Here is a 19,543-nt window from a genome sequence, read left to right on the forward strand (position 1 = left end):
GCGGCGGGCCTCAGGCGAAGTCGCGGATGCGACGGGTGAGCGCGGCCAGTTCCGGCTGCTGCAGGTACTGCTGCAGCAGCGGGTCGGCGGCCTTGCGGAAGGCCGGCATGTCGACCTCGTTGAACTGGATGCCGAAGTCGGCCACGGCCTGGCGGGCCTTGCTTTCCGAGGCATCCCATTGCTGGCGCATCACGCCCACCGATTCACGCGCGGTCTGCAGCAGCAGCTGGCGGTCTTCGGGGCTGAGTGATTCGAAGCTGCGGCGCGACATTAGCAGCACGTCCGGCGCATACGAATGATCGCTCTGCGACCAGTAGCGCGCGGCCTCGAAGTGGCGGCTGGAATGGAAGCTGCGCATGTTGTTTTCCGCGCCGTCGATCATGTGCGTTTCCATGCCCGAGAACGTGTCGCCCAGCGACATCGGCGTCGGGTTGGCGCCGAGCAGGCGCATCAGCTGGATGAAGATGTCCGAGGAGGCCACGCGCAGCTTCAGGCCGTGCAGGTCGTTGGGTTCAACGATCGGGTGCTTGGTGTTGTAGAAGCAGCGCGCGCCGGAATCGTAGATGGCCAGGCCCACCAGGTCGCGGTGTTCAAAGCCACGCAGCACCGTGTCGGCCACGCCCGCGTCCAACGCGCGGCGCATGTGCGCCACCGATTCGAACACGTAGGGCAGGCACAGCGCCTGGGTCAACGGGAACGCGTTGTTGAGCGCACCCGAGTACACACGGGTGATGTCGATGGCGCCGAAGCGGGCCATGTCGATCGCTTCGGATTCGCGGCCCAGCTGGCCGGAATGGTACTGGCGCAGCCTGAGGCGGCCACCGGTTTTTTCTTCCAGCTGCTGGCCGATCCACTTCACCGCGGTCACGGTGGGGTAGTCGGCCACGTGCACATCGGTGGCGGTCAGCAGCCGCGCGCCGTCGGGCGCGCTACTGCCTGGGCCGGAACAGGCCGACAGCACGGGCACGCTGAGCGCACCCAGACTGGTGGCAAGGAAACTTCTGCGAGTAATCATCTGCGCCCTCCCAAGCGTACTCGCCATGGCCGCACGGTTACCCGGCGGCGATGGCCCTGCAGGTAATGTCGCCGTAACCGGCGAAACGGATCAGTGCCTGTTGGCCTACGGCGATGTCATGGATACCGGTGGCATTGCCACTGGCGATCAGGTCGCCGGCCTTCAGCGGGCGCCCGCGCTGGGCCGAACGGGCCAGTGCGAAGGCATAGGCGGTGCGCAGGCCACCCGGCAGCAGGGTGGCGCCACCGGTGCCTACCACTTCGCCTTCGATGCGGGTTTCGGCGCGCAGGTCGGCATCGTCCAGCCGGGTCCAGTCCGCAATCTCCGGGCCCAGCACCAGGCCGTTGTTGTTGCCGAAGTCCGACACCACCACGCGCGGGCCCAGCACGTTGATCGTGGCCAGCGGGCTGCTGGCCACTTCCACGCCGATGAACAGCTTGGCGGGCAGGGCTTCAGCCTCTTCGGCGGTCCAGTGCAGCTTGTCGGCCGGGGCGTCCTGCTGGAGCTGGATCACGTACTCCGCTTCGACCGCGCCGAAGCCGCCGACGAACACCGGAATGTCCACTGTTCCACCGGTAGCATTCCAGAGCCGCTGAGAGAAAATCGGGCCCAGCAGGCGGTCGTCGCCGGAGCTGTCGCGGCGCTCGGCTGCGATGTAGCCGACCTTCCAGCCCACTACCTCATCATTCCAGAGCGCGATCGCCTGATCCTGCACCTGGTAAGCGGTGACCAGGTCTTCCGGGATGGTTCCGGGAAAATCCGGCAGGGAACGGCCCTGCTGGCGGGCCGTGACGAACGCGTGGGCGATGCCGCCCAACCCCTGTTCTGGCAGGTCCTGTTTGCCTTGATCGTTGCTCAAGCGGGTCTCCCGGTGATTTGTTGCACTGCCCATCGACAGCACTTGGATGAGCTGTATATGGTAAACCGGTGTCATTGGCAATGTGCACCGCATCAGAACGTGCACAGGCCCGGCACGCTACCGTTTGCCCACCCTGAGAGGACTGCCGCGGATGCGTTGTGCTGTGTTGATGTCCCTGCTGGCCAGCTGCCTGCTGGCCGCCGTTGCCCCGACGCCGGCCCAGGCCGCCGAACGCCCGGTGCCGCAGAGCGAGCCCGCCCCGGGCGCACCCACCCGCATCGCGCTCTGGCCCTCCGGCAAGGTGCCTGGTGAGTCCACCTTCGCCACCGTTCCCAATGTGATCGAGCGCAGCCGCGACAGCGCGCTGCCGGACCGCTACATCGACAACGTCAGCGCGCCGTACCTGGTCGCCTACCGCCCGGCCAGACCCAACGGCACCGCCCTGCTGGTCATACCCGGTGGCGGCTACCAGCGCATCGTCCTGGACAAGGAAGGCACCGCGCTTGTGCCGGCCTTCGTGGAGCAGGCTGGGGTCACCCTGTTCGTGCTGCGCTACCGGCTGCCCGCCGGGCGCGCGGACCGTCACGCCGCACTGGCCGATGCACAGCGCGCGATGCGGGTGATCCGCGCCGGCGCGGCGAAGTGGCAGCTGGATCCGCAACGGGTCGGCGTGATCGGCTTTTCCGCCGGCGGCCATGTTGCTGCGCGGCTGAGCAACGGCTACGCCACCGCCTTGCCGGGCATCGGGGATGCCACCGATGCGCTCAGCGCGCGCCCGGATTTCGCGCTGCTGCTGTACCCGGTGATCGACATGGGCCGGCATGCGCACAGCGGCTCGCGTACCCGGCTGTTGGGCGAACGCCCCACGCCCGCGCTGGAGCAGCAGTATTCGATGCAGGCGCAGGTCAGCGTGCAGACCCCGCCTACCTTCCTGGTCCACGCGCAGGACGACGCCGTGGTCTCCGTGCACAACAGCCTGCTGTATTACCAGGCGCTGCTGGCGGCAGGCGTGCCCACCGAGATGCATCTGTTCGCGCACGGCGCGCATGGCTTCGGCGTGCGCCTGCCGACCGGTGCACCTGCGGCACAGTGGCCCGCACTGGCGTTGCGCTGGATGCAGGGGCAGGGGCAGGGGCAGGGCGCGGAGAAGACGCCATGACCGTCACGACTGCGGACCTGCAGCGCCGCCGCTTCCTGCGCGACAGCGCGCGCTACGCGATGTTGCTGGCGGCCGCCCCGTTGCCGCTGGTGTCGTCGCTGGCAAGCGGGTCCACCCGCACCACCCCCACCGCCTCACTGGTGAAGGTGCGCGGCGGCCGCCTGCGTGGCCGGTATGACCAGGGCGTGCACCGTTTCCTTGGCGTGCCCTATGGCGCGGACACCGCCGCCCGCCGTTTCCAGCCGGCGCTGCCCGAGCTGCCGTGGCACGGCGTGCGCGATGCGCTGGCCTACGGCGCCTCTGCACCGCAGGGTGGCAACGACGGCCCCGGCAGCGAGGACTGCCTGTTCCTCAACGTATGGACCCCGGCACTGCGCGACGGCGCGCGCCGTCCGATCCTGTTCTACATCCACGGCGGCGCCTACAACAACGGCTCCGGCAGCGACCCGCAATACGACGGCAGCGCGCTGTGCCGGCGTGGCGATGTGGTGGTGGTCACCGTCAACCACCGGCTCAACGTGTTCGGGTACCTGTACCTGGCGCAGCTCGGCGATGCGCGCTTCGCCGCCTCCGGTAATGTCGGCCAGCTCGATCTGGTCCAGGCGCTGCAGTGGGTGCGCGAGCATGCGCACGAATTCGGCGGCGACGCCGGCAACATCACCGTGTTCGGCCAGTCCGGCGGAGGCGCCAAGATCGCCACGCTGATGGCCATGCCCGCCGCGCGCGGCCTGTTCCAGCGCGCCTGGACCATGAGCGGGCAGCAGGTCACCGCCGCCGGCCCGCGCGCGGCCACCCAGCGCGCGCAGATCGCCATGCAGGCGGTGGGCGCACAGGATGTGGAGGCCCTGCTGGCGCTGCCGGTGCCGGCGTTGCTGGCGGCCACCCGCGCGCGCGACCCGTCGCGGGTGGAGAACACCAGCCTGTACTTCGGGCCCGTGGTCGATGGCGGCGCGCTGCCGGCACACCCGTTCTGGCCGCAGGCGCCCCAGCAGTCCGCCGGAATCCCGATGGTGATCGGCAACACCCACGACGAAACGCGCGCGTTCCTGGGCCACGACCCAGCCAACTTCGCGCTGACCTGGGACACCCTGCCGGCGAAGCTTGAAAAGGAACAGTTCGTCGATCTGCTGCCATCGGCCGTGATTGCCGAGTATCGGCGCCTGTATCCGCAGTACACGCCTTCGGAGGTCTTCTTCGCCGCCACCACCGCCGGCCGTTCCTGGCGCGGCGCGGTGGAGGAACTGGAAGCCCGGGCGCGGCAGGGCGCACCCACCTGGGCCTACCAGCTGGATTGGGGTTCACCGCTGGACGGCGGCAGGCTGGGTGCCTTCCACACCCTCGATATCCCGCTGGTGTTCGACAACATCCGCGCAGAGGGGTCGCGTACCGGCGACGGAGCCGACGCACAGCGCATGGCGGCAGCGATGAGCAATGCCTTGATCGCTTTTGCCCGCACCGGCGACCCCAACCACGCCAGTCTCCCGCAGTGGGAGCAATACACCCTTGGTCGTCGCCAGACCATGCTGTTCAACGCGCCACCACAGCTCGCTGACGACCCGCGTGGCGGCGAGCGGCGCCTGTACCAGCAAGCCCCCTTCGTACAACGGGGCACGATGTAGCGACACGCCACGCGTGCCCCGCGCACACCCGGCCCCGCTCCGAACAACGATAGGCAGCACCAACCAAACAACGAAATTTGATAGATTTTCGGCCAATACGCATTCATCAGCCGTGATTCAGATCAAACATGTCCTTAACCTCCATCGCCTAGACTGGGGACATGCAGGACCTTTGCGATCCCTTTCCGCCGTTCCATGGCCGCGATCGATTGATAGCCGCCATCGATCATGCCGTGCAGCATGACGATCCACAGCAGATCGCCAGAACGTTGCGTGGCGCGCTGTGCGAGGCCATTGCCGACAGCCGCATCCAACTGCCGGCCTGCGTGCACCGCCCTATCCGCGACCATTACGCCCGCCGCGAGCTGTACCGCAGCGCCGCCCACGGCTACAGCATCGTGGCGATGAGCTGGGCGCCGGGGCAGGGCACGCCGCTGCACGACCACAGCGGCCTGTGGTGCGTGGAAGGCGTGTGGCTGGGGCAGCTGGAAGTCACCCAGTACCGGCTGCTGGAACGTCGCGGCGAGCGCTTCCGCTTCCAGCCCGAACCGGCAGTGATCGGCGACTGCGGCAGCGCAGGCAGCCTGATCCCACCGCACGAATACCACACCATCCGCAACACCAGCGACGAACGGCTGGCCATCTCCGTGCATGTCTACCAGGGCGAAATGACCCGCAGCGCGATCTTCGAGCCCGGCCACGACGGCTGGTACGAGCGCAGGTTGAAGGAAATGGAAACCGACGCGGCGTAGTCAGGCACCGTTGGGTTGGATGCACCAGATCGCTTCGTCGCCGTTGCTGAAGCGCGTCAACGAGAAGCCGGCACCGGCGTAGACCTCGGTGGATCCGGCGCCCTCAGGCAGCTTCAACGGCCAGTTCGGCAACGACACCCGCGCCGTGGGAAACCCCACGTGCAACGCCCAGAAGACGCCGGCCGCATGCGCGATCACCAGCTGGACCCGCCCAGTGCCATCGCGCACTTCAACGTGGTCCACACCGCCGTCCTCGTACTCCCGAATGCGCCAACCGCCAGGTGCGCCAGAAACGTCAGCATGTACCCGCGGACGTACCCCGCTCCGCACCGCCTCATCGAGGTCGGCGACGTTGGTGTTCATAGTGTTTCCCCCAAGAGAGGTGGCGCTGGGCATCGGCGTGGCGATGACGACCAGATGCTATCTGCGGCCGTTGGGGTGATGCGTTGAAAAAAATCCTAGATTTGATGCGCGGTTCACTGCAACCGGTAGCGCTGAACCGCGTCGCGGGTCAGGATGCCTGCATGTTCCCATCTCCCGAAGGAGCCGCCGCCGTGACCTCCCGTCCCTTCCTGCAGGTCAACGTCTTCAGTACCGACCCGCTGCTGGGCAATCCGTTGGCCGTGGTTCTGGATGCCGATGGCTTGACCGATGCACGCATGGCCGCCTTCGCGCGCTGGACCAACCTGAGCGAGACGACGTTTGTCTCCAAGCCGGACGACCCGCGGGCCGATTACCGGGTGCGGATCTTCACCACGCTGGGGGAATTGCCGTTCGCCGGGCATCCCACGCTGGGCAGCTGCCATGCGTGGCTGGCAAAGGGTGGCGTGCCGAAAGATGGGGAGATCGTGCAGCAGTGCGGGATTGGACTGGTGCGGATCCGCCACGATGCATCCGGGCTGGCGTTTGAAGCCCCGCCGTTGCAGCGCGACGGGCCGTTGGAGCCTGCGCTACGCGAACGGGTGAGAGCCGGGTTGGGGGTGGCCGTTGATGACCTGCTGGATGCGCAGTGGGTGGACAACGGGCCGCCGTGGCTTGCGTTGCGGTTACGCAGCCGCGCGGCCGTGTTGGCGTTACGGCCGGACTATGCGGCGTTGGATGGATTGATGGTGGGCGCGTTCGCCGCATGCGGCGAGGGCGACGCGGTGGATGCGGCATTTGAATCGCGCGCGTTCATTGCCGGGGAGGCCGCGCCAGAGGATCCGGTGACCGGGAGCCTCAATGCAGGCATCGCGCGGTGGTTGGTGCGCGAGGTTGGCGCGCCGGAGCGGTATGTGATCAGCCAAGGCACAGTGTTGGGCCGTGCCGGGCGCGTGCAGGTGGAACGGGTGGGGGATGCGTTGTGGATCGGGGGTGCGTGCGTGACGTGTATCGAGGGGTCGGTGAGGTTGTAGGCGGTCACTCGACCGCCACCACATTGTTGAGCTGGGTCACTTCGGCGCCGCCATCGGCCAGCATCACCCGCACCTTCAACCCGCTGCGGCTACCGGCCGGCAGCGGCAATGCCACCGTGGTGGTCTTCGGCACCAGGTCGGTGGGCGACGCCATCGCTGGAACCTGGATCCGTGCCAGCTCGCGCCCGCCCGCGTCTTCCAGCACCACCGTCCCCAACGGCGTGCCCACATGCCCCAGGCTGTGCACGGTCACATGCACCTGCCGTCCATCCACGCGCACATCACCGCGGCCTACCCCCAGATCCGGCCGCTGCTCCACCGGCGTGCCCGCCCGGATCAGCTCGAACTCCACCACCTGCGCCTGTCCCGGCGCGAACCGCAGCGGAATGGAGGCGCTGCGCTCCAGCGTCACCTCGCGCACATCGGCCCTGCCGTCGATCCGGTCATCCCCATCCCGGTCCACCCCACTGGTCATCCGCCAGGTCCCGGCGGTGACATTCCACGTGCTCATCTGCGCATCCACCGCGCGCTTGCCGGTGTTGTACGCAATCACCTTGAAGCGCTCGGTCGACGGCGCATGCACCAGCAGTGCGACCTGCTCGGCTGCATCGGGCTGGGCGAAACGCCAGCTTACCGTATGCCCTGGCCAGCTCTGGTTGCGCTTGAGCGCAATACCGCCCAGGCGTGCCCGCTGCAGGAACTCACTCGGTGCTTCCACCCGGTCCGACCACCAATGACCTTCGGTGTTCATGTACTCGCGCTGCGCCTTCGCCTGGATGCCATCGGCGTGCAGCGCTTCCAGGTATTTCTTGTCGCCGGTGGACTGCCACGCCATCAGGCTGGAGAACCCGGTGTTGCCTGCGTCAGCATCGGCCACCAGGGTCGGGTTCCAGGCGGCCGCTTTGCCCAGGACCTCGACGTAGTTCTCGCCCAGGTTGGCCAGCGCGCCTGGGCCGCCGCGCTCTACGCGGTAGTCCAGCGCCTTCAGGTATTTGTCGTCGCCGCTCCAGCGCCATGCCGCCCAGAACGTGTGCATCACATCGCCACCACCCGAGCCGTTGTTGAGCTCGCCGCCACGCACCTTGCCCGTGGCCCAGTTGATCTCGTTGGGCAGCGCCCAGCGACCCTTGTCGTCGGTGTAGGCGTGGGCCAGGTAGCTGTCGGCCAGCCCGGTGACCAGCTTGCGGCCGGTCGGGTCGGCGTTGTACTGGCCGATCAGGAACGCCGGGTGCAGCGCCGGGAACGAATACGGCTTCTGCCACTGCCAGTTCGGCTCGCGGTAGACCTTGTTGCCGCCGAACCAGTTGCTGGAGAACAGCAGGTGGCCCTGCGGGTTGGGCAGGATGATGCGCTCGTCGAACGCCTTCACCGTTTCCATCAGGCGCTCCACCGTGAGCGGGTCGCCCCAGTTGAGGTACAGCATGGCGCTGTTGGCGTTGATGCCTTCCTCGTAGGCGTGCAGCTCATCGGTTTCGATGGTGCTCAAGCCATTGGAGAACATGCCGTTGCGGTACACCGCATCGGACAGCGCGGTGAGCGAGCGGTTCAGTCGCTCCGGCTCCACGCCCATCAGGGCCAGCCCCGGCCACTGCTGGGTCAGGTCGGTGTCATCGGAAATGCCGCCGCCAAAGTCGCCGTAGGCGATCTGGCGGTTGTCGATCCACCAGTCCACGAAGCGGCGCACGTACTTCAGGTCTTCGGTCTGGCGGAACGCCCACAGCGGCACGCCCTTCGGCGCTTCGGGCTGGGTGAACGGCGGTTTGCCCTGGCTGTTGTAGCTGATGTAGTTCCAGTACAGCCGGCCCAGTTCGTGGTCGGGGTCGACCCGCAGCAGGTCGGTCAGGTCCGCGTACACGCGCGCATACAGGCGCTGGCGCTTGGAGGTGGTGTGCTCTTCGACCAGGAAGCCCCAGTTGTCGCGGGCCTGGTTGAAGCGGTCGGCCACGTGTTCTTTCTTCGCTTCCGCACGCGCCTTGTAGACCATGCGGATCTCCGCGCCATCCAGCGAGGCCGCGTTGAAGCCCGGCGCGCCCGAGGCGATGCTGATCCACAGGCTGTCGGCGGTGAGGATGCGGTCGCGCAGGTCCAGCCACAGCGTGCGCTTCTCGTTCGGCTTCACCGACACCGACACGTCGATCATGTCACGCGCCGGCCAGATCGGGTCCTTGATGCGGATGTTGAGCGGAATCAGCCCATCGCGCACGGCCGGCAGGTTCAGCGCTGGCAGGTCGATGGCCACACCGTCCAGCCCGTCGTACATGTTTTCCCAGCTGTGTGCCCAACTGCGGATCAGCGGCTGTGCTGCGGGGGCGTCGCCCACGCCCGAGGGCACCAGCACGTGCACGATCGGCAGCGGGTTGGCCGGCAGCGTCTCCGCGTTGCGGCGGCGTGAGCCCGCACCCTTGGGCAGCGCCATCACCGTGCTGCGCTCGGCGACCGGGTAGCGGCCATCGATGTACTCGCGCAGCGTAGTGATGTTGAGGTAATCGGGCAGCGCCTGGCTGTCCACCCGGTAGCGCTGCTTGACCGTGCCGTCGGGCTCGGCCGCATCGCTGACCTGGTAGGCCCAGATCTCCTGGATGGGGGTTTCCTGCGCGGTGTTGTGGAAATGCAGCACGCCGCCGGTCTGCGCCGGAATGTCGTCCACGCTGCGCACCACGCCCTGCGGGCGATGCAGCAGGGTCGTTGCAGCACCGTCGCCGTTGCTGTGGCTGAGCGAGCCGAACGCCGCACCGCGCACTTCGATGCGGTTGACGGTCGCGCCCGCCGGCAGGGTCAGGTCGAGCTGCTGCCCGCCTTCGACGTACGTGTTCCAGTCCGGCAGCTGGAAGTAATCATTGCGCCCGGGCAGGCGCGAACGGTTGTACACGCCGGGCCAGGTGGTCTCGGCGATACCGTCGGTCGCCTTCCACATCCACTGCTTGTGGTCTTTGGTGTCGGCGAACTCGATCTTGCGGAAGGTGGTGGTCGGGCTGGCCAACGCGGGCGGCGCGACGCTGTCCCAGCCGAAGCGGTGGTTCCAGGCGCGCATCGCGCCGGAATCGGCGACGGCGGTGGTCGGTGCCTTGTTCGCCGCCAAGGCGGCCATGCCGGCGGCGTCCAACAGCTGGTCGTACACCCGGATCTCGTCGATATCGCTGCCGCGCAGGAAGTTGTAGCGGCTCTGCACCTGGTACGGCGCCATCACGCGGCCGGCGAGGCCGAGCTGGTCCAGGGCGGCATCGTAGTCGGCGGTGGTCTCCTGCCGGGCGACCTCCTTGCCGTCCACATACAGTCGCACGCCGTGGTTCTCATCCCAGCCGAAGGCGATGTGCTGCCACTGCCGGGGTGACGGATTCTGGTCGAGCTTGAATGACACGCGGGTGCGCGCCAGGTTGGCATCGGTCACGAAGGCATCGAAGCCGTGGCCGTTCCAGTCGATGCGCAGCCAAGCCATGTCCCAGCTGCTGTGGTCGGCATAGCCGACCCGGAAGATCACGAACGGCGCTTCACCCACCGCGTAGCGGGGGCGCCAGTAAAAACCAAGGGTACCGCGTTGGGCCTGGATGTTGCCCGGGGCATTCCAGGACAGCACGCCATCGTCTTCCCACTGGATGGCCGAACCGTGTTCGCCATCGGGCACGCGTTTGACCTTGTCCTGGAAATTCGGAATGGCGTCGCCGTGTGCGGTGTCGGCGGTAAAGCCCCTGTCGGCCGACACATGGAAGAGCAGCTCTGGCGCCGTCTGCGCCGAAGCAGCACCGGCCATCATCATCAACGCCAGCGCGACGGCCCTTGGTAGCGACGTCCGTTGGCCGGCCCTCGCAATCCCATCATCAACACAAAGCAGCATGTGACCTTTCCTTTCCACAGCGAGACGCCACGGCCGCAATGCCAACGCAAGGCCGTCAGAAACTAGCAAAGGGGACGCGGTGCGGCATCTTGCGCCGCAACAGCGGCGTGGTTGCCCACGCCGCTGCTGGTTGCGATGGATCAGAACTTGTAGCGCGCGCCCAGCATGAACTGCCGGCCGGTTTCGGTGTACTGCAACGGCAGGCGACCGGTGGCCGGCGAGTACACCCACTCGTCGCTCGCTTCGTTGGTCAGGTTCATGCCTTCCAGGCTCAGCTCCAGCTTGTCGCTGATCGCGTAGCGGATCGAGGCGTCGATGAAGGTGGTGCCGGTCATGCCGTGGGTACCGTCCACGTTGAAGCCTGCTTCGGTGCCGGGCACCTGGGTCAGGTAATCGTCGCGGTTGGTGGCCGACACGCGGCCGGAGAACACCTTGCCTTCATAGAACAGCGTGGCGTTCCAGCTCGACTTGGACAGACCGGTGAGGTCGGCCTTCATCACCGGCTGGCCGCTGGAGTTGATGTACTGGATCTGCGATTCCACCCAGGTGTAGTTCAGCTGGATGCCCAGGTTGGACCAGTTGCCCGGCAGGAAGGTGAAAGGCTGGGTGTAGTTCGCTTCCAGGCCGTGCAGCTCGCCACCGGGGGTGTTGACCGGCTTGGTGTAGGTGAAATCATCGGCCGGCGAGGCACCGGTACCGATCAGCAGCTCGGCAGGCAGGCCGCTGGCGCTGTACGGCGCCACTTCACGGGTGGTCTGCACGAAGCTTTCGATGTCCTTGTAGAACAGGCCGATACCGGCCATGGCACCTTCGCTGAAGTACCACTCGAAGCCCAGGTCCACGTTGGTGGCGCGGATCGGGTCCAGGTTCGGGTTGCCGCTGGAGATCGTGCGCGCACCGCCGGCCACGGCCACCGTGGCACCCGGGGTCAGGCTGCCCAGGCCCGGGCGGCTCATCACCTTGGCCGCACCCAGGCGGATCAGGAAGTCCGGCGCCACTTCGGCCACCACGTTGAACGAGGGCAGGGTGTCGTCGTAGCTGCGGTCCACCGTGGTGGATACCGTGCCGGTGGCCAGCGTGGAAAGACCGGTGGAGCTCTGCTTGGTCTTTACATAGCGCACGCCGAAGTTGCCGGAGAACGGAATGCTGCCCAGGTCGGTGGAGAACTCGCCCATCAGGTAGCCGCCGCGGTCTTCCTCATCCACGCTGCGCACGTTGTTGGCGCGCGGCGCGACGGCGAAGATGCCGGAGTTGCTGTAGATGTCGAACTGGTCGGCAATGGCGTCCAGGTTCGGCACCACCCACTGGTCCGGCGTACCGGTGATGCCCTTCAGGCCGGCCTGCTGGGTCATGTCCACCGGCACGATCTTGGTGCCGTTGGGGAAGTTGGGCACGGCCAGTTCGCTGGCGCGGCGCAGTTCCACGGTGCTGAAGGTGTAGTTCTTGGCCAGGATGCCGCCCTTCAGGCGGAAACCGGGGCTGATGTTCCAGTTGAAATCGACCTGCCCGGTGTCGAAATCATTGTCCACGTACTGCGGACGCAGGCGGATTTCCGCCAGTTCCCAACCCGCCGGGTTGGTCGGGTCTATGCCGTAGTTCAGCTTCGGGAACCGGCTGTTGCCCCGGTAGTCGTAGCTGTAACCATCCACATCGTACTTGTCCATGATGATGGTGGTCTGGATCGGGTTCTCGTGCTTGGAGCGCGAGATGCCGACCTTGCCGGACAAGGTGAAGTCATCACCGAAACGGTGCTGGCCGTTCAAGGCGATCTGCTTGAACTCGGTGCTCCACTCGTCGTGACGGTTTTCGGTGCGGATGTCGACGTTGTCGAATTCACCGTACACCAGCGCGTTGTTTTCGATCACGCCGTCCTTGACGATCATGTTCGGCTTGCCGACCAGGCGCGGGGTGCCGCTGGTGCCGCGGCTGAAGGAAATGGCTTCGATGTAGTGCTCGTCGCGCTCGGCGTCGATCTTCGAGTACAGCGCATCCAGCGAGATTTCAGTGGCGTCGGTCGGCTTCCACTGCAGGGTGCCGGTCACTCCCAGGCGCTTCTGCTCGTGTTCCATCTGCACGTAGCGCGGGAAGCGCGGGTGGTAGACATTGGCCGAACGCGCGGCGGTGAACGGCGAAGACGCGCTGAAGTTGCCGTTGCTCGGGCCGTTGGCCCAGCGGCCGGTGTTGGAGCCTTCTTCCAGCGCCTGGCGCTCGGAATAGGCCACCGACAGCAGGCCGCCGAAGGTGCCGTCGGCCCAGGTGTTGGAGATCAGCGCGGCGACGCGCGGATCGGCCTTCTGCGCCATGGCGTTGTAGCTGGCCTGGCCGCTGGCGGCGAAGGTGTAGCCGTCATAGTCGAACGGGCGCGCGGTGCGCAGGTCGACCGTGGCGCCCAGCGAGCCTTCTTCCACGTCGGCCGACGCGGTCTTGCGCACGATCAGCTGCGAGAACAGGTCCGACGCGAACACGTTGAAGTCGAAGCCACGGCCGCGGTTGGTGCCGCCGCTCTGGTCGCCGGCGCCTACCGTGGTCAGCGCTTCCATGCCGTTGATGCGCACGCGGGTGAAATCCGGGCCCAGGCCGCGCACCGAGATGTTGCGGCCTTCGCCGGCCTCACGGGTGATGACCACGCCGGGCACGCGCTGCAGCGACTCGGCCAGGTTCAGGTCGGGGAACTTGCCGATATCCTCGGCCACGATGGCGTCGACCACGCCCGATTCGCTGCGCTTGATGTCCAGCGCCTTCTCGACGCTGGCACGGTAGCCGGTGACGGTGACGGTATCCAGGTCGGTGGCCGCGGTCGGGGCCGGATCCTGCGCCAGGGTGGTACCGCTCAGCGCCAGGCCGATGGACAGGGCGAGCAAGGTAACCGGTGTCTTTTTATGGATGTTTCGATATTGCATGTTTTCCCTCTCCCAAGGTGCTACATGAAACAGCTATCCGGCGACATGTCAGTGCAATGACACCGCTGGTCAGGGCGGACGTTAACAGTCCGTTGGGGATCGGGCATCTTGCACCGCAACAGACTTTCAATGTCCCGTAGACGCTTGCGGGACATAGGTTCCGACAAACCGGGCGGGTGGACGAAGGCCGCCGCACCGCTAGAATGACACCGCTAGCCATTACTGTCCGGGCCTTGACCCGCAGGTCATGCCCACCACGAAGGGATCCATCGCCATGAGTCGTGTTGTCTGTTTCGGGGAGTTGTTGCTGCGCATGAGCGCGCCGGGCCGTGAGCTGCTGCTGCAGACACCGCAGCTGGTCGTGCATGCCGGCGGGGCAGAGGCCAATGTGGGCGTGTCGCTGGCCCACTTCGGGCACGCCGTGCAGATGGTGAGCACGCTGCCGGCCAACCCGCTGGGCCAGTTCGTGGCCGGGGAACTGCGAAAGCATGGGGTGGACACCTCCACTGTGCAGGCCCGTCCCGGCCGCATGGGACTGTACTTCCTCACCACCGGGGCGGTGCAACGCGCCAGCGAGGTGGTCTACGACCGCGTGGATTCGGCATTCGCGCAGGGCACGGCGGCCGACTATGACTGGGATGCGCTGCTGCGCGACGCGCAGTGGCTGCACATGTCCGGGGTGAGCCCGGCGCTGAACCCGGCGATGGCCGAGGCCACCCTGGTGGCCGCGCGCGCGGCATGCGAGCGCGGGGTCAAGGTCTCCTTCGACGGCAACTTCCGCCCCTCGCTGTGGGCGCGCTGGGAAGGCGATGCACCGCGCATCCTGCGCGAGCTGTTCGGCTGCGCCACGGTGGCCTTCGCCGACTACCGCGACATCGGCGTGGTGCTGGGCGGGCAGTTCGAGCAGCCTGGGCTGGCCGACCGCGTGGATGCCGCCGCCGCGCAGGCGTTCGCCGCCTTTCCACGCCTGCAATGGATGGCATGCACGCAGCGCACGCCGGTCAGCGTGGATCACCACACGCTCGGCGCGATGCTGCTCGGCCGCGACGGCACCCGCGCGGTGGCGCCCACGCGTGAATTGATCGGCATCGTCGATCGCATCGGCGGCGGCGATGCATTCGCCGCCGGCATCCTGCATGGCATGATGCAGGGCTTCGAACCGGAGAAGATCGTGCGTTTCGGCCTGGCTGCGGCCAGCCTGAAGCATTCCATCCCCGGTGATTTCAACCCCGTCAGTGAAGCTGACGTACTGGCCCTGACGGGCGAGGAGCGATTCGATGTCCGGCGCTGATCCGCGCGTACGCGCAGTTCTGAAACTGGCCCCGGTGATTCCGGTGTATACCCCTGAAAGCGTCGACGAGGCGGTGCATGTCGCCCAGGCGCTGTTCAATGGCGGGCTGCCGGTGATCGAGGTGACCCTGCGTACCGCCATTGCGATGGACGCGATCCAGGCGATGGTGGAAGCCGTGCCCGATGCGGTGGTGGGTGCAGGTACCGTGCTGACCGCTACCCAGATGGAGCGGGTCAAGGCCGTAGGTGGCCGCTTTGCGGTGGCACCGGGTGCGACCGAACGGCTGTATGCCGCCGCGCGCGATACCGACCTGCCGTTCCTACCCGGCATCGCTACGTCTTCCGAGCTGATGCTGGGCCTGGAGCACGGGCTGGATACGTTCAAGTTCTTCCCGGCCGTGCAGGCCGGTGGCACGGCGATGCTGTCGGCCTGGAACGGCCCGTTCGGCGATGTGCGGTTCTGCCCGACCGGTGGAATCAGCGCGCAGACCGCGCGCGATTTCCTGCACCTGCCCAATGTGCTGTGCGTCGGTGGGTCGTGGTTGACCACGCGGGCGCTGCTGCAGGCGCGCGATTGGGCGGGGATTGAAGCCTTGGCGCGGGATTCTGCTGCGCTGGTGGGGTGAGGTTGCGGTCACGACCAACGGTCGTGACCTACCGGGGCGCGTGTCCGGGTCGGATGCGGGTCCATAATGGGCGCTATCCCGTTGCTGGTATGCGCCCATGTCTGCGTTGTCCACTGCCAAGTCCGTCGTACTCTCCGTGCTCTGCGTGGTGGTGGCGCTGTTCGTGCTCGGCATGGTGAGCGGTGCCGGGGGCTGGATCGCGCCCTGGCTGGGGTTGGGCGAGGGTCAGGTGCGGCTCGGGTGGGACCTGGGCTGGACGATCCTCGGTGGTATTGCCGCTACGGCATTCGCTGGGCGGTATGCGCCGATGTGGCCGTACGTGCATGGCGGGGTGGTGTGGGTGTTGATTGCCGCCGCGTCGGTGTTTGCCGCGTGGGATCTGGGCAGCGACTACCCGTTCTGGTTTGTGGTGACGTTGCTGGTGTCGTTGCCGGTGCAGGCGATTGGTATCTGGTTGGGGACGCGGTATCGGCCCAGGGAGGTCGCGGGCAGCCACGCAGGGCGTGGCTTCGCGCGGTAATCGGTCGCCCGATCACAGCGTCGGCAAGACCTGCTTGATCTGATCGATCCCTTCCCAGGGATCTTTCTTCAGCTTCTGCGCACGCTGCAGCGCCTTCGGCAGCGGGAATGCATCGGCGGCGGTGATACGCCCCAACTCTTCCCACCGCAGCGGCACTGCGACGCCGGCGGATGGCCGGGCACGCAGCGACCACGAACACACGCTGGTGGCGCCGCGCGCATTGCGCAGCCAATCGATGAAGATCACGCCGTTGCGCTTGGCCTTGCTCATCGTTGCCACGTAGCGATCCGGCGCGTGCTCGGCCATTGCCTGTGCGAACGACTCGCAGAAAGCCTTGGCTTGCGCCCAATCCGCTTTGGGCGTGAGCGGCACCACCACGTGCACGCCCTTGCCGCCGGACAGGCGCACAAAGCTCTCCAGTCCGATCTCCTGCAACCGGTCGCGCACATCGCGTGCTGCGGCCTTGATCGCCGCCCACGTCACGCCCTCACCGGGATCCAGGTCGAAAACCAGCCGATCTGGATGCTCGGGGTCGTCGACGCTGGCACCCCATGGGTGCAGCTCCAGGGTATTCATCTGGACCAGCTGCAGCAGGCCCTCGCTGTCTTCGATATAGAGGTAGTCCTCGCGGCCGCTCTTCTGCTCCAGCGGGATGGCTTCCACCGCGTCGCCCAGCCCGGTGCCGTGGTGCTTCTGGAAGAAGCACTGTTTGTCCACGCCATCGGGGCAGCGCAGCAGTGACAGCGGCCGGCGGGCGACCTCGGGCAGTATCCAGCGCGCCATCTGCCGGTAGTAGTCGGCGACGTCACCCTTGGTCAGTCTGGCCTTGGCGAAGACCACGCGTTCGGGGTGCGAGATGTTCACGCCGTCAGCTTCCTGATCGGGCGCTCTCGCTTTTGCGGGGGCCTTCGTCGCTTTTGCGGCCTTCGCAGGTACCGCATTGGCTGTCGCGCCCAGGTCCCTGGCCGTCTTGTCCTCGCGCAGGCGCTTGAAGCTGGCCTGGCGCAGCAGCCCTTCCTTGGCCCAGCCGCGGAAGGCGACTTCGGCCACCAGCGTGGGCTTGACCCAATGCACGCTGCTGGCCTTGAACGGCACGTGCGAGGGCAGTTCCACGGCAGCCTTGTCGGTATCCAATGCCTTCAGCTGGCGGTGCATGGCAGCCAGCCTGGCATCATCGAAGCCGGTACCCACGCGGCCCACGTAACGCAGACCGTCCTTGTCGGGCGCAGCCATCAGCAGTGAGCCGAACCCACTGCGTGAGCCCTTCGGGTCGGTGTAGCCCACGACCAGGAACTCATCGGTGTTCTCGTGCTTCACCTTCACCCAGCTGGGCGAGCGCGCATTGACGTAGGGCGCATCCACCCGCTTGCTGATGATTCCTTCGAAGCCCGCCTTGCCGCTGGCGTCGAACACCGCCGGACCGTGATCGTGCACGTGGTCGCTGTAAGCCAGCGTGCCGGGCGTATCACCCAGCAGTTCCTTCAGCAGTGTCTTGCGGGCCAGCAGCGGCGCGCGGCTGATATCCACGCCGGCCACACCGGGCATGTCGAACACCACGTAGCGTAACGGCTGTTTGGCGGTGCCGTCGATGACCTTCTGCAGCCCGGTGAAATCGCTGCGGCCCTGCCCATCCAGCACCACCAGCTCGCCATCCAGGCGCAGGTCGGTGACCGGCAGCGCCTGAATGGCCTGCACCACTTCCGGGAAGTCTTCGGTCCAGTTCAAGCCGTTGCGCGAGCGCAGCGCCACCACGCCATCGCGGACATCGGCCAGCAGGCGGTAGCCGTCCCATTTGATCTCGTGCAGCCAGGTTTCGCCGTCGGGTGCAGTGTCGCGATGATCGGTGAGCTGGGGTTTGAAGTCGTGGGGATAGGGCTTGTCGCGTGCATGTTGCAGTGACAGCGCGCGCTTGGCCCAGCGCGCGTCTGCATTGCGGCGTACGGCCGGCTTGATGGTCCCTGTCGTCCTGGAAGAGCGGCTTGAGCTTGTCTTTGCAGTCGTTGTGGACTTGATGGTCTTTGCGGTCTTCGTAGACGTTTGCTTCGGTGGCACCGCTTCCTCCAGCAGCGCATCCGCATCTACATCGCGCGCCTCGTCGTCATCGCGCTTTATCAGCAGCCACTGATGCTGCTTTCCCTTCATGTTGGTGCGCACCAGCTTCCAGCCGCCCTTGAGCCTGCGCCCATGCAGGACGAAGTCGAGCTTGCCTGCGGCGATCGCATCCAATGGATCGCCATCGCAGGCCCAGGTGCCGTGGTCATATACATCCACGTGGCCGGCGCCATAGTGGCCTTCGGGAATATCGCCCTCGAACGTGGCGTACGACAGCGGGTGGTCTTCCACCTCCACCGCCAGGCGCTTCTCGCCCACGCGCAGCGACGGCCCCTTCGGTACCGCCCAGCTCTTCAGCACGCCATCGGCTTCCAGCCGGAAATCGTAATGCCGGGAACTGGCATGGTGCAGCTGCACCACGAAGATCGGCCGGCGCGCGGCGGCGCCCCGGCGCTCGTCGTCGGGCTCGGGGGTTTCACCGAAGCGGCGCTTGCGCCGGTACTCCTGCAACGACATGGCCGCTTACCCGGCCTTGCGCGTCGGCGCGCGTTTGGCTGCTTTCTTCGTCGCCTTGGCGGTCTTGCTGGCGCTCCTGGTTGCCTTGGCCGCTTTCTTTGTCGGCGCCGCCTTCTTGGCAGGCGCAGCCTTCTTCACCACCTTCGACACGGCCGTCTTCTTGGCCGGGGTGCGCTTCTTCGCATCCAGGCTTTTCTGCAGCAGCGACATGAAGTCCACCACGTTGGTGGTGGCATCATGCGGCGCGGCCGGTTCGTCTTCCACCGTAGTGGTGCCACCCTTCTGCTTGATGCGCTTGGTCAGCACCGCCTGCAGGCGTTCGCGGAATTCATCGTGGTAGTCATCCGGCTTCCACTCGCCTGACATGGACTCGATGAGCTGTTCGGCCATCGCCGTTTCCTTGCTGCTGATCCGGTAGTCGGCCAGCGAGCCGGTGGGAAGCTTGTGTTCTTCCGGATCGACCAGCTCCTGCGGGTAACGCAGGATCAGCAGCACCAGCGCATGCTCGTGCGGCATCACCGCGCACAGGTATTCGCGGGTGCGCACCACCACGCGCGCAATGCCCACCTTGCCGGTGCTGCGCAGCGTTTCACGCAACAGCACATAGCCTTTCTCGGCCTTCTTTCCCGGCACCAGCAGGTAAGGCTTCTCGAAGTAGCGCGGGTCGATCTGGCTGGCATCGACGAAGCTCTCCACTTCCACGGTTTCGTGGCTTTCCGGCGCAGCCGATTTGATATCGGCTTCGTCAAGCACGACATAGCTGCCCTTGTCGTACTCAAAGGCCTTGACGATGTCCTTCCACGGTACTTCTTCGCCGGTATCGGCGTTGACCCGCTCGAAGCGGATCGGCTTGCGGTCGCGCGAATCGAGCATGCGGAAGCTGAGGTCGGTCTTGCGTTCGCCGGACATCAGCGACACCGGCACGTTCAACAGCCCGAATGACAGGGTTCCAGTCCAGATCGGTCGGGCCATGGCGGCATTACTCCAGTGCAAAGGGGCAGACGCCAGC

The 19,543-nt window shown here is 66.5% G+C and carries 14 protein-coding genes; 7 read left to right on the top strand and 7 right to left on the bottom strand.

The features are described 5' to 3' along the window. Window positions 1-10: 10 nt before the first annotated feature. Together ACTJI4_RS16065 and ACTJI4_RS16070 are read right to left on the bottom strand one after the other, a co-directional pair. Window positions 11-1,015: a TRAP transporter substrate-binding protein gene (locus ACTJI4_RS16065; protein WP_440869916.1), complete on the bottom strand. Its 1,005-nt coding sequence runs from the start codon at window positions 1,013-1,015 to the stop codon at window positions 11-13. A 37-nt stretch (window positions 1,016-1,052) separates the two neighbouring features. Beyond that, the gene (locus ACTJI4_RS16070) at window positions 1,053-1,874 is read right to left on the bottom strand and encodes a 2-keto-4-pentenoate hydratase (RefSeq protein WP_440869917.1); all 822 of its coding nucleotides are present in this window, start codon (window positions 1,872-1,874) and stop codon (window positions 1,053-1,055) included. 169 nt (window positions 1,875-2,043) lie between these two features. Between ACTJI4_RS16070 and ACTJI4_RS16075 the strand changes: the two genes are divergently transcribed. From ACTJI4_RS16075 to ACTJI4_RS16085, 3 genes are all read left to right on the top strand, one after another. Continuing rightward, entirely contained in the window at window positions 2,044-3,033 is a 990-nt protein-coding gene (locus ACTJI4_RS16075; protein WP_440869918.1) for an alpha/beta hydrolase, read from the top strand. Beyond that, a complete protein-coding gene (locus tag ACTJI4_RS16080; RefSeq protein ID WP_440869919.1) occupies window positions 3,030-4,652 on the top strand; it encodes a carboxylesterase/lipase family protein in 1,623 nt (540 codons plus the stop codon). Before ACTJI4_RS16075 ends, ACTJI4_RS16080 begins: the two co-directional genes overlap by 4 nt. A 161-nt stretch (window positions 4,653-4,813) precedes the next feature. After that, a complete protein-coding gene (locus ACTJI4_RS16085) occupies window positions 4,814-5,404 on the top strand; it encodes a cysteine dioxygenase (RefSeq protein WP_440869920.1) in 591 nt (196 codons plus the stop codon). Here ACTJI4_RS16085 and ACTJI4_RS16090 read toward each other — a convergent pair whose 3' ends face one another. Further along, window positions 5,405-5,767 (bottom strand): hypothetical protein, encoded by a 363-nt coding sequence (locus ACTJI4_RS16090; protein ID WP_440869921.1) that lies wholly within the window; start codon window positions 5,765-5,767, stop codon window positions 5,405-5,407. 191 nt (window positions 5,768-5,958) lie between these two features. Here ACTJI4_RS16090 and ACTJI4_RS16095 point away from each other — a divergent pair, with 191 nt between their 5' ends. Then, a complete protein-coding gene (locus tag ACTJI4_RS16095) occupies window positions 5,959-6,798 on the top strand; it encodes a PhzF family phenazine biosynthesis protein (RefSeq protein WP_440869922.1) in 840 nt (279 codons plus the stop codon). A 4-nt stretch (window positions 6,799-6,802) separates the two neighbouring features. Here the strand turns inward: ACTJI4_RS16095 and ACTJI4_RS16100 are convergent, their stop codons facing one another. Together ACTJI4_RS16100 and ACTJI4_RS16105 are read right to left on the bottom strand one after the other, a co-directional pair. Next, window positions 6,803-10,630, bottom strand: coding sequence for a LamG-like jellyroll fold domain-containing protein (locus ACTJI4_RS16100; protein WP_440869923.1), 3,828 nt, complete (start codon window positions 10,628-10,630; stop codon window positions 6,803-6,805). Window positions 10,631-10,770: 140 nt separating this feature from the next. Continuing rightward, a complete protein-coding gene (locus tag ACTJI4_RS16105; RefSeq protein WP_440869924.1) occupies window positions 10,771-13,530 on the bottom strand; it encodes a TonB-dependent receptor in 2,760 nt (919 codons plus the stop codon). A gap of 274 nt (window positions 13,531-13,804) precedes the next feature. On the opposite strand from ACTJI4_RS16105, the gene ACTJI4_RS16110 reads away from it, so the two are divergent. From ACTJI4_RS16110 to ACTJI4_RS16120, 3 genes are all read left to right on the top strand, one after another. Further along, complete coding sequence (locus ACTJI4_RS16110; protein WP_440869925.1) at window positions 13,805-14,821, top strand: sugar kinase; 1,017 nt, start codon at window positions 13,805-13,807, stop codon at window positions 14,819-14,821. Next, window positions 14,808-15,446 carry a bifunctional 4-hydroxy-2-oxoglutarate aldolase/2-dehydro-3-deoxy-phosphogluconate aldolase gene (gene eda, locus ACTJI4_RS16115; RefSeq protein WP_440869926.1) on the top strand — a complete coding sequence of 213 codons (639 nt, stop codon included), beginning with the start codon at window positions 14,808-14,810 and terminating at the stop codon, window positions 15,444-15,446. The genes ACTJI4_RS16110 and eda overlap by 14 nt, the downstream gene beginning before the upstream one ends. A 97-nt stretch (window positions 15,447-15,543) precedes the next feature. Further along, the gene (locus ACTJI4_RS16120) at window positions 15,544-15,966 is read left to right on the top strand and encodes a hypothetical protein (RefSeq protein ID WP_440869927.1); all 423 of its coding nucleotides are present in this window, start codon (window positions 15,544-15,546) and stop codon (window positions 15,964-15,966) included. Window positions 15,967-15,978: 12 nt separating this feature from the next. Here ACTJI4_RS16120 and ligD read toward each other — a convergent pair whose 3' ends face one another. Then, window positions 15,979-18,534 (bottom strand): DNA ligase D, encoded by a 2,556-nt coding sequence (gene ligD / locus ACTJI4_RS16125; RefSeq protein WP_440869928.1) that lies wholly within the window; start codon window positions 18,532-18,534, stop codon window positions 15,979-15,981. 6 nt (window positions 18,535-18,540) lie between these two features. Continuing rightward, window positions 18,541-19,506 (bottom strand): non-homologous end joining protein Ku, encoded by a 966-nt coding sequence (ku, locus tag ACTJI4_RS16130; protein ID WP_440869929.1) that lies wholly within the window; start codon window positions 19,504-19,506, stop codon window positions 18,541-18,543. Window positions 19,507-19,543: the final 37 nt, after the last annotated feature.

Source organism: Stenotrophomonas sp. 22385 (assembly GCF_052045085.1).
Classification (GTDB): Bacteria; Pseudomonadota; Gammaproteobacteria; order Xanthomonadales; family Xanthomonadaceae; genus Stenotrophomonas.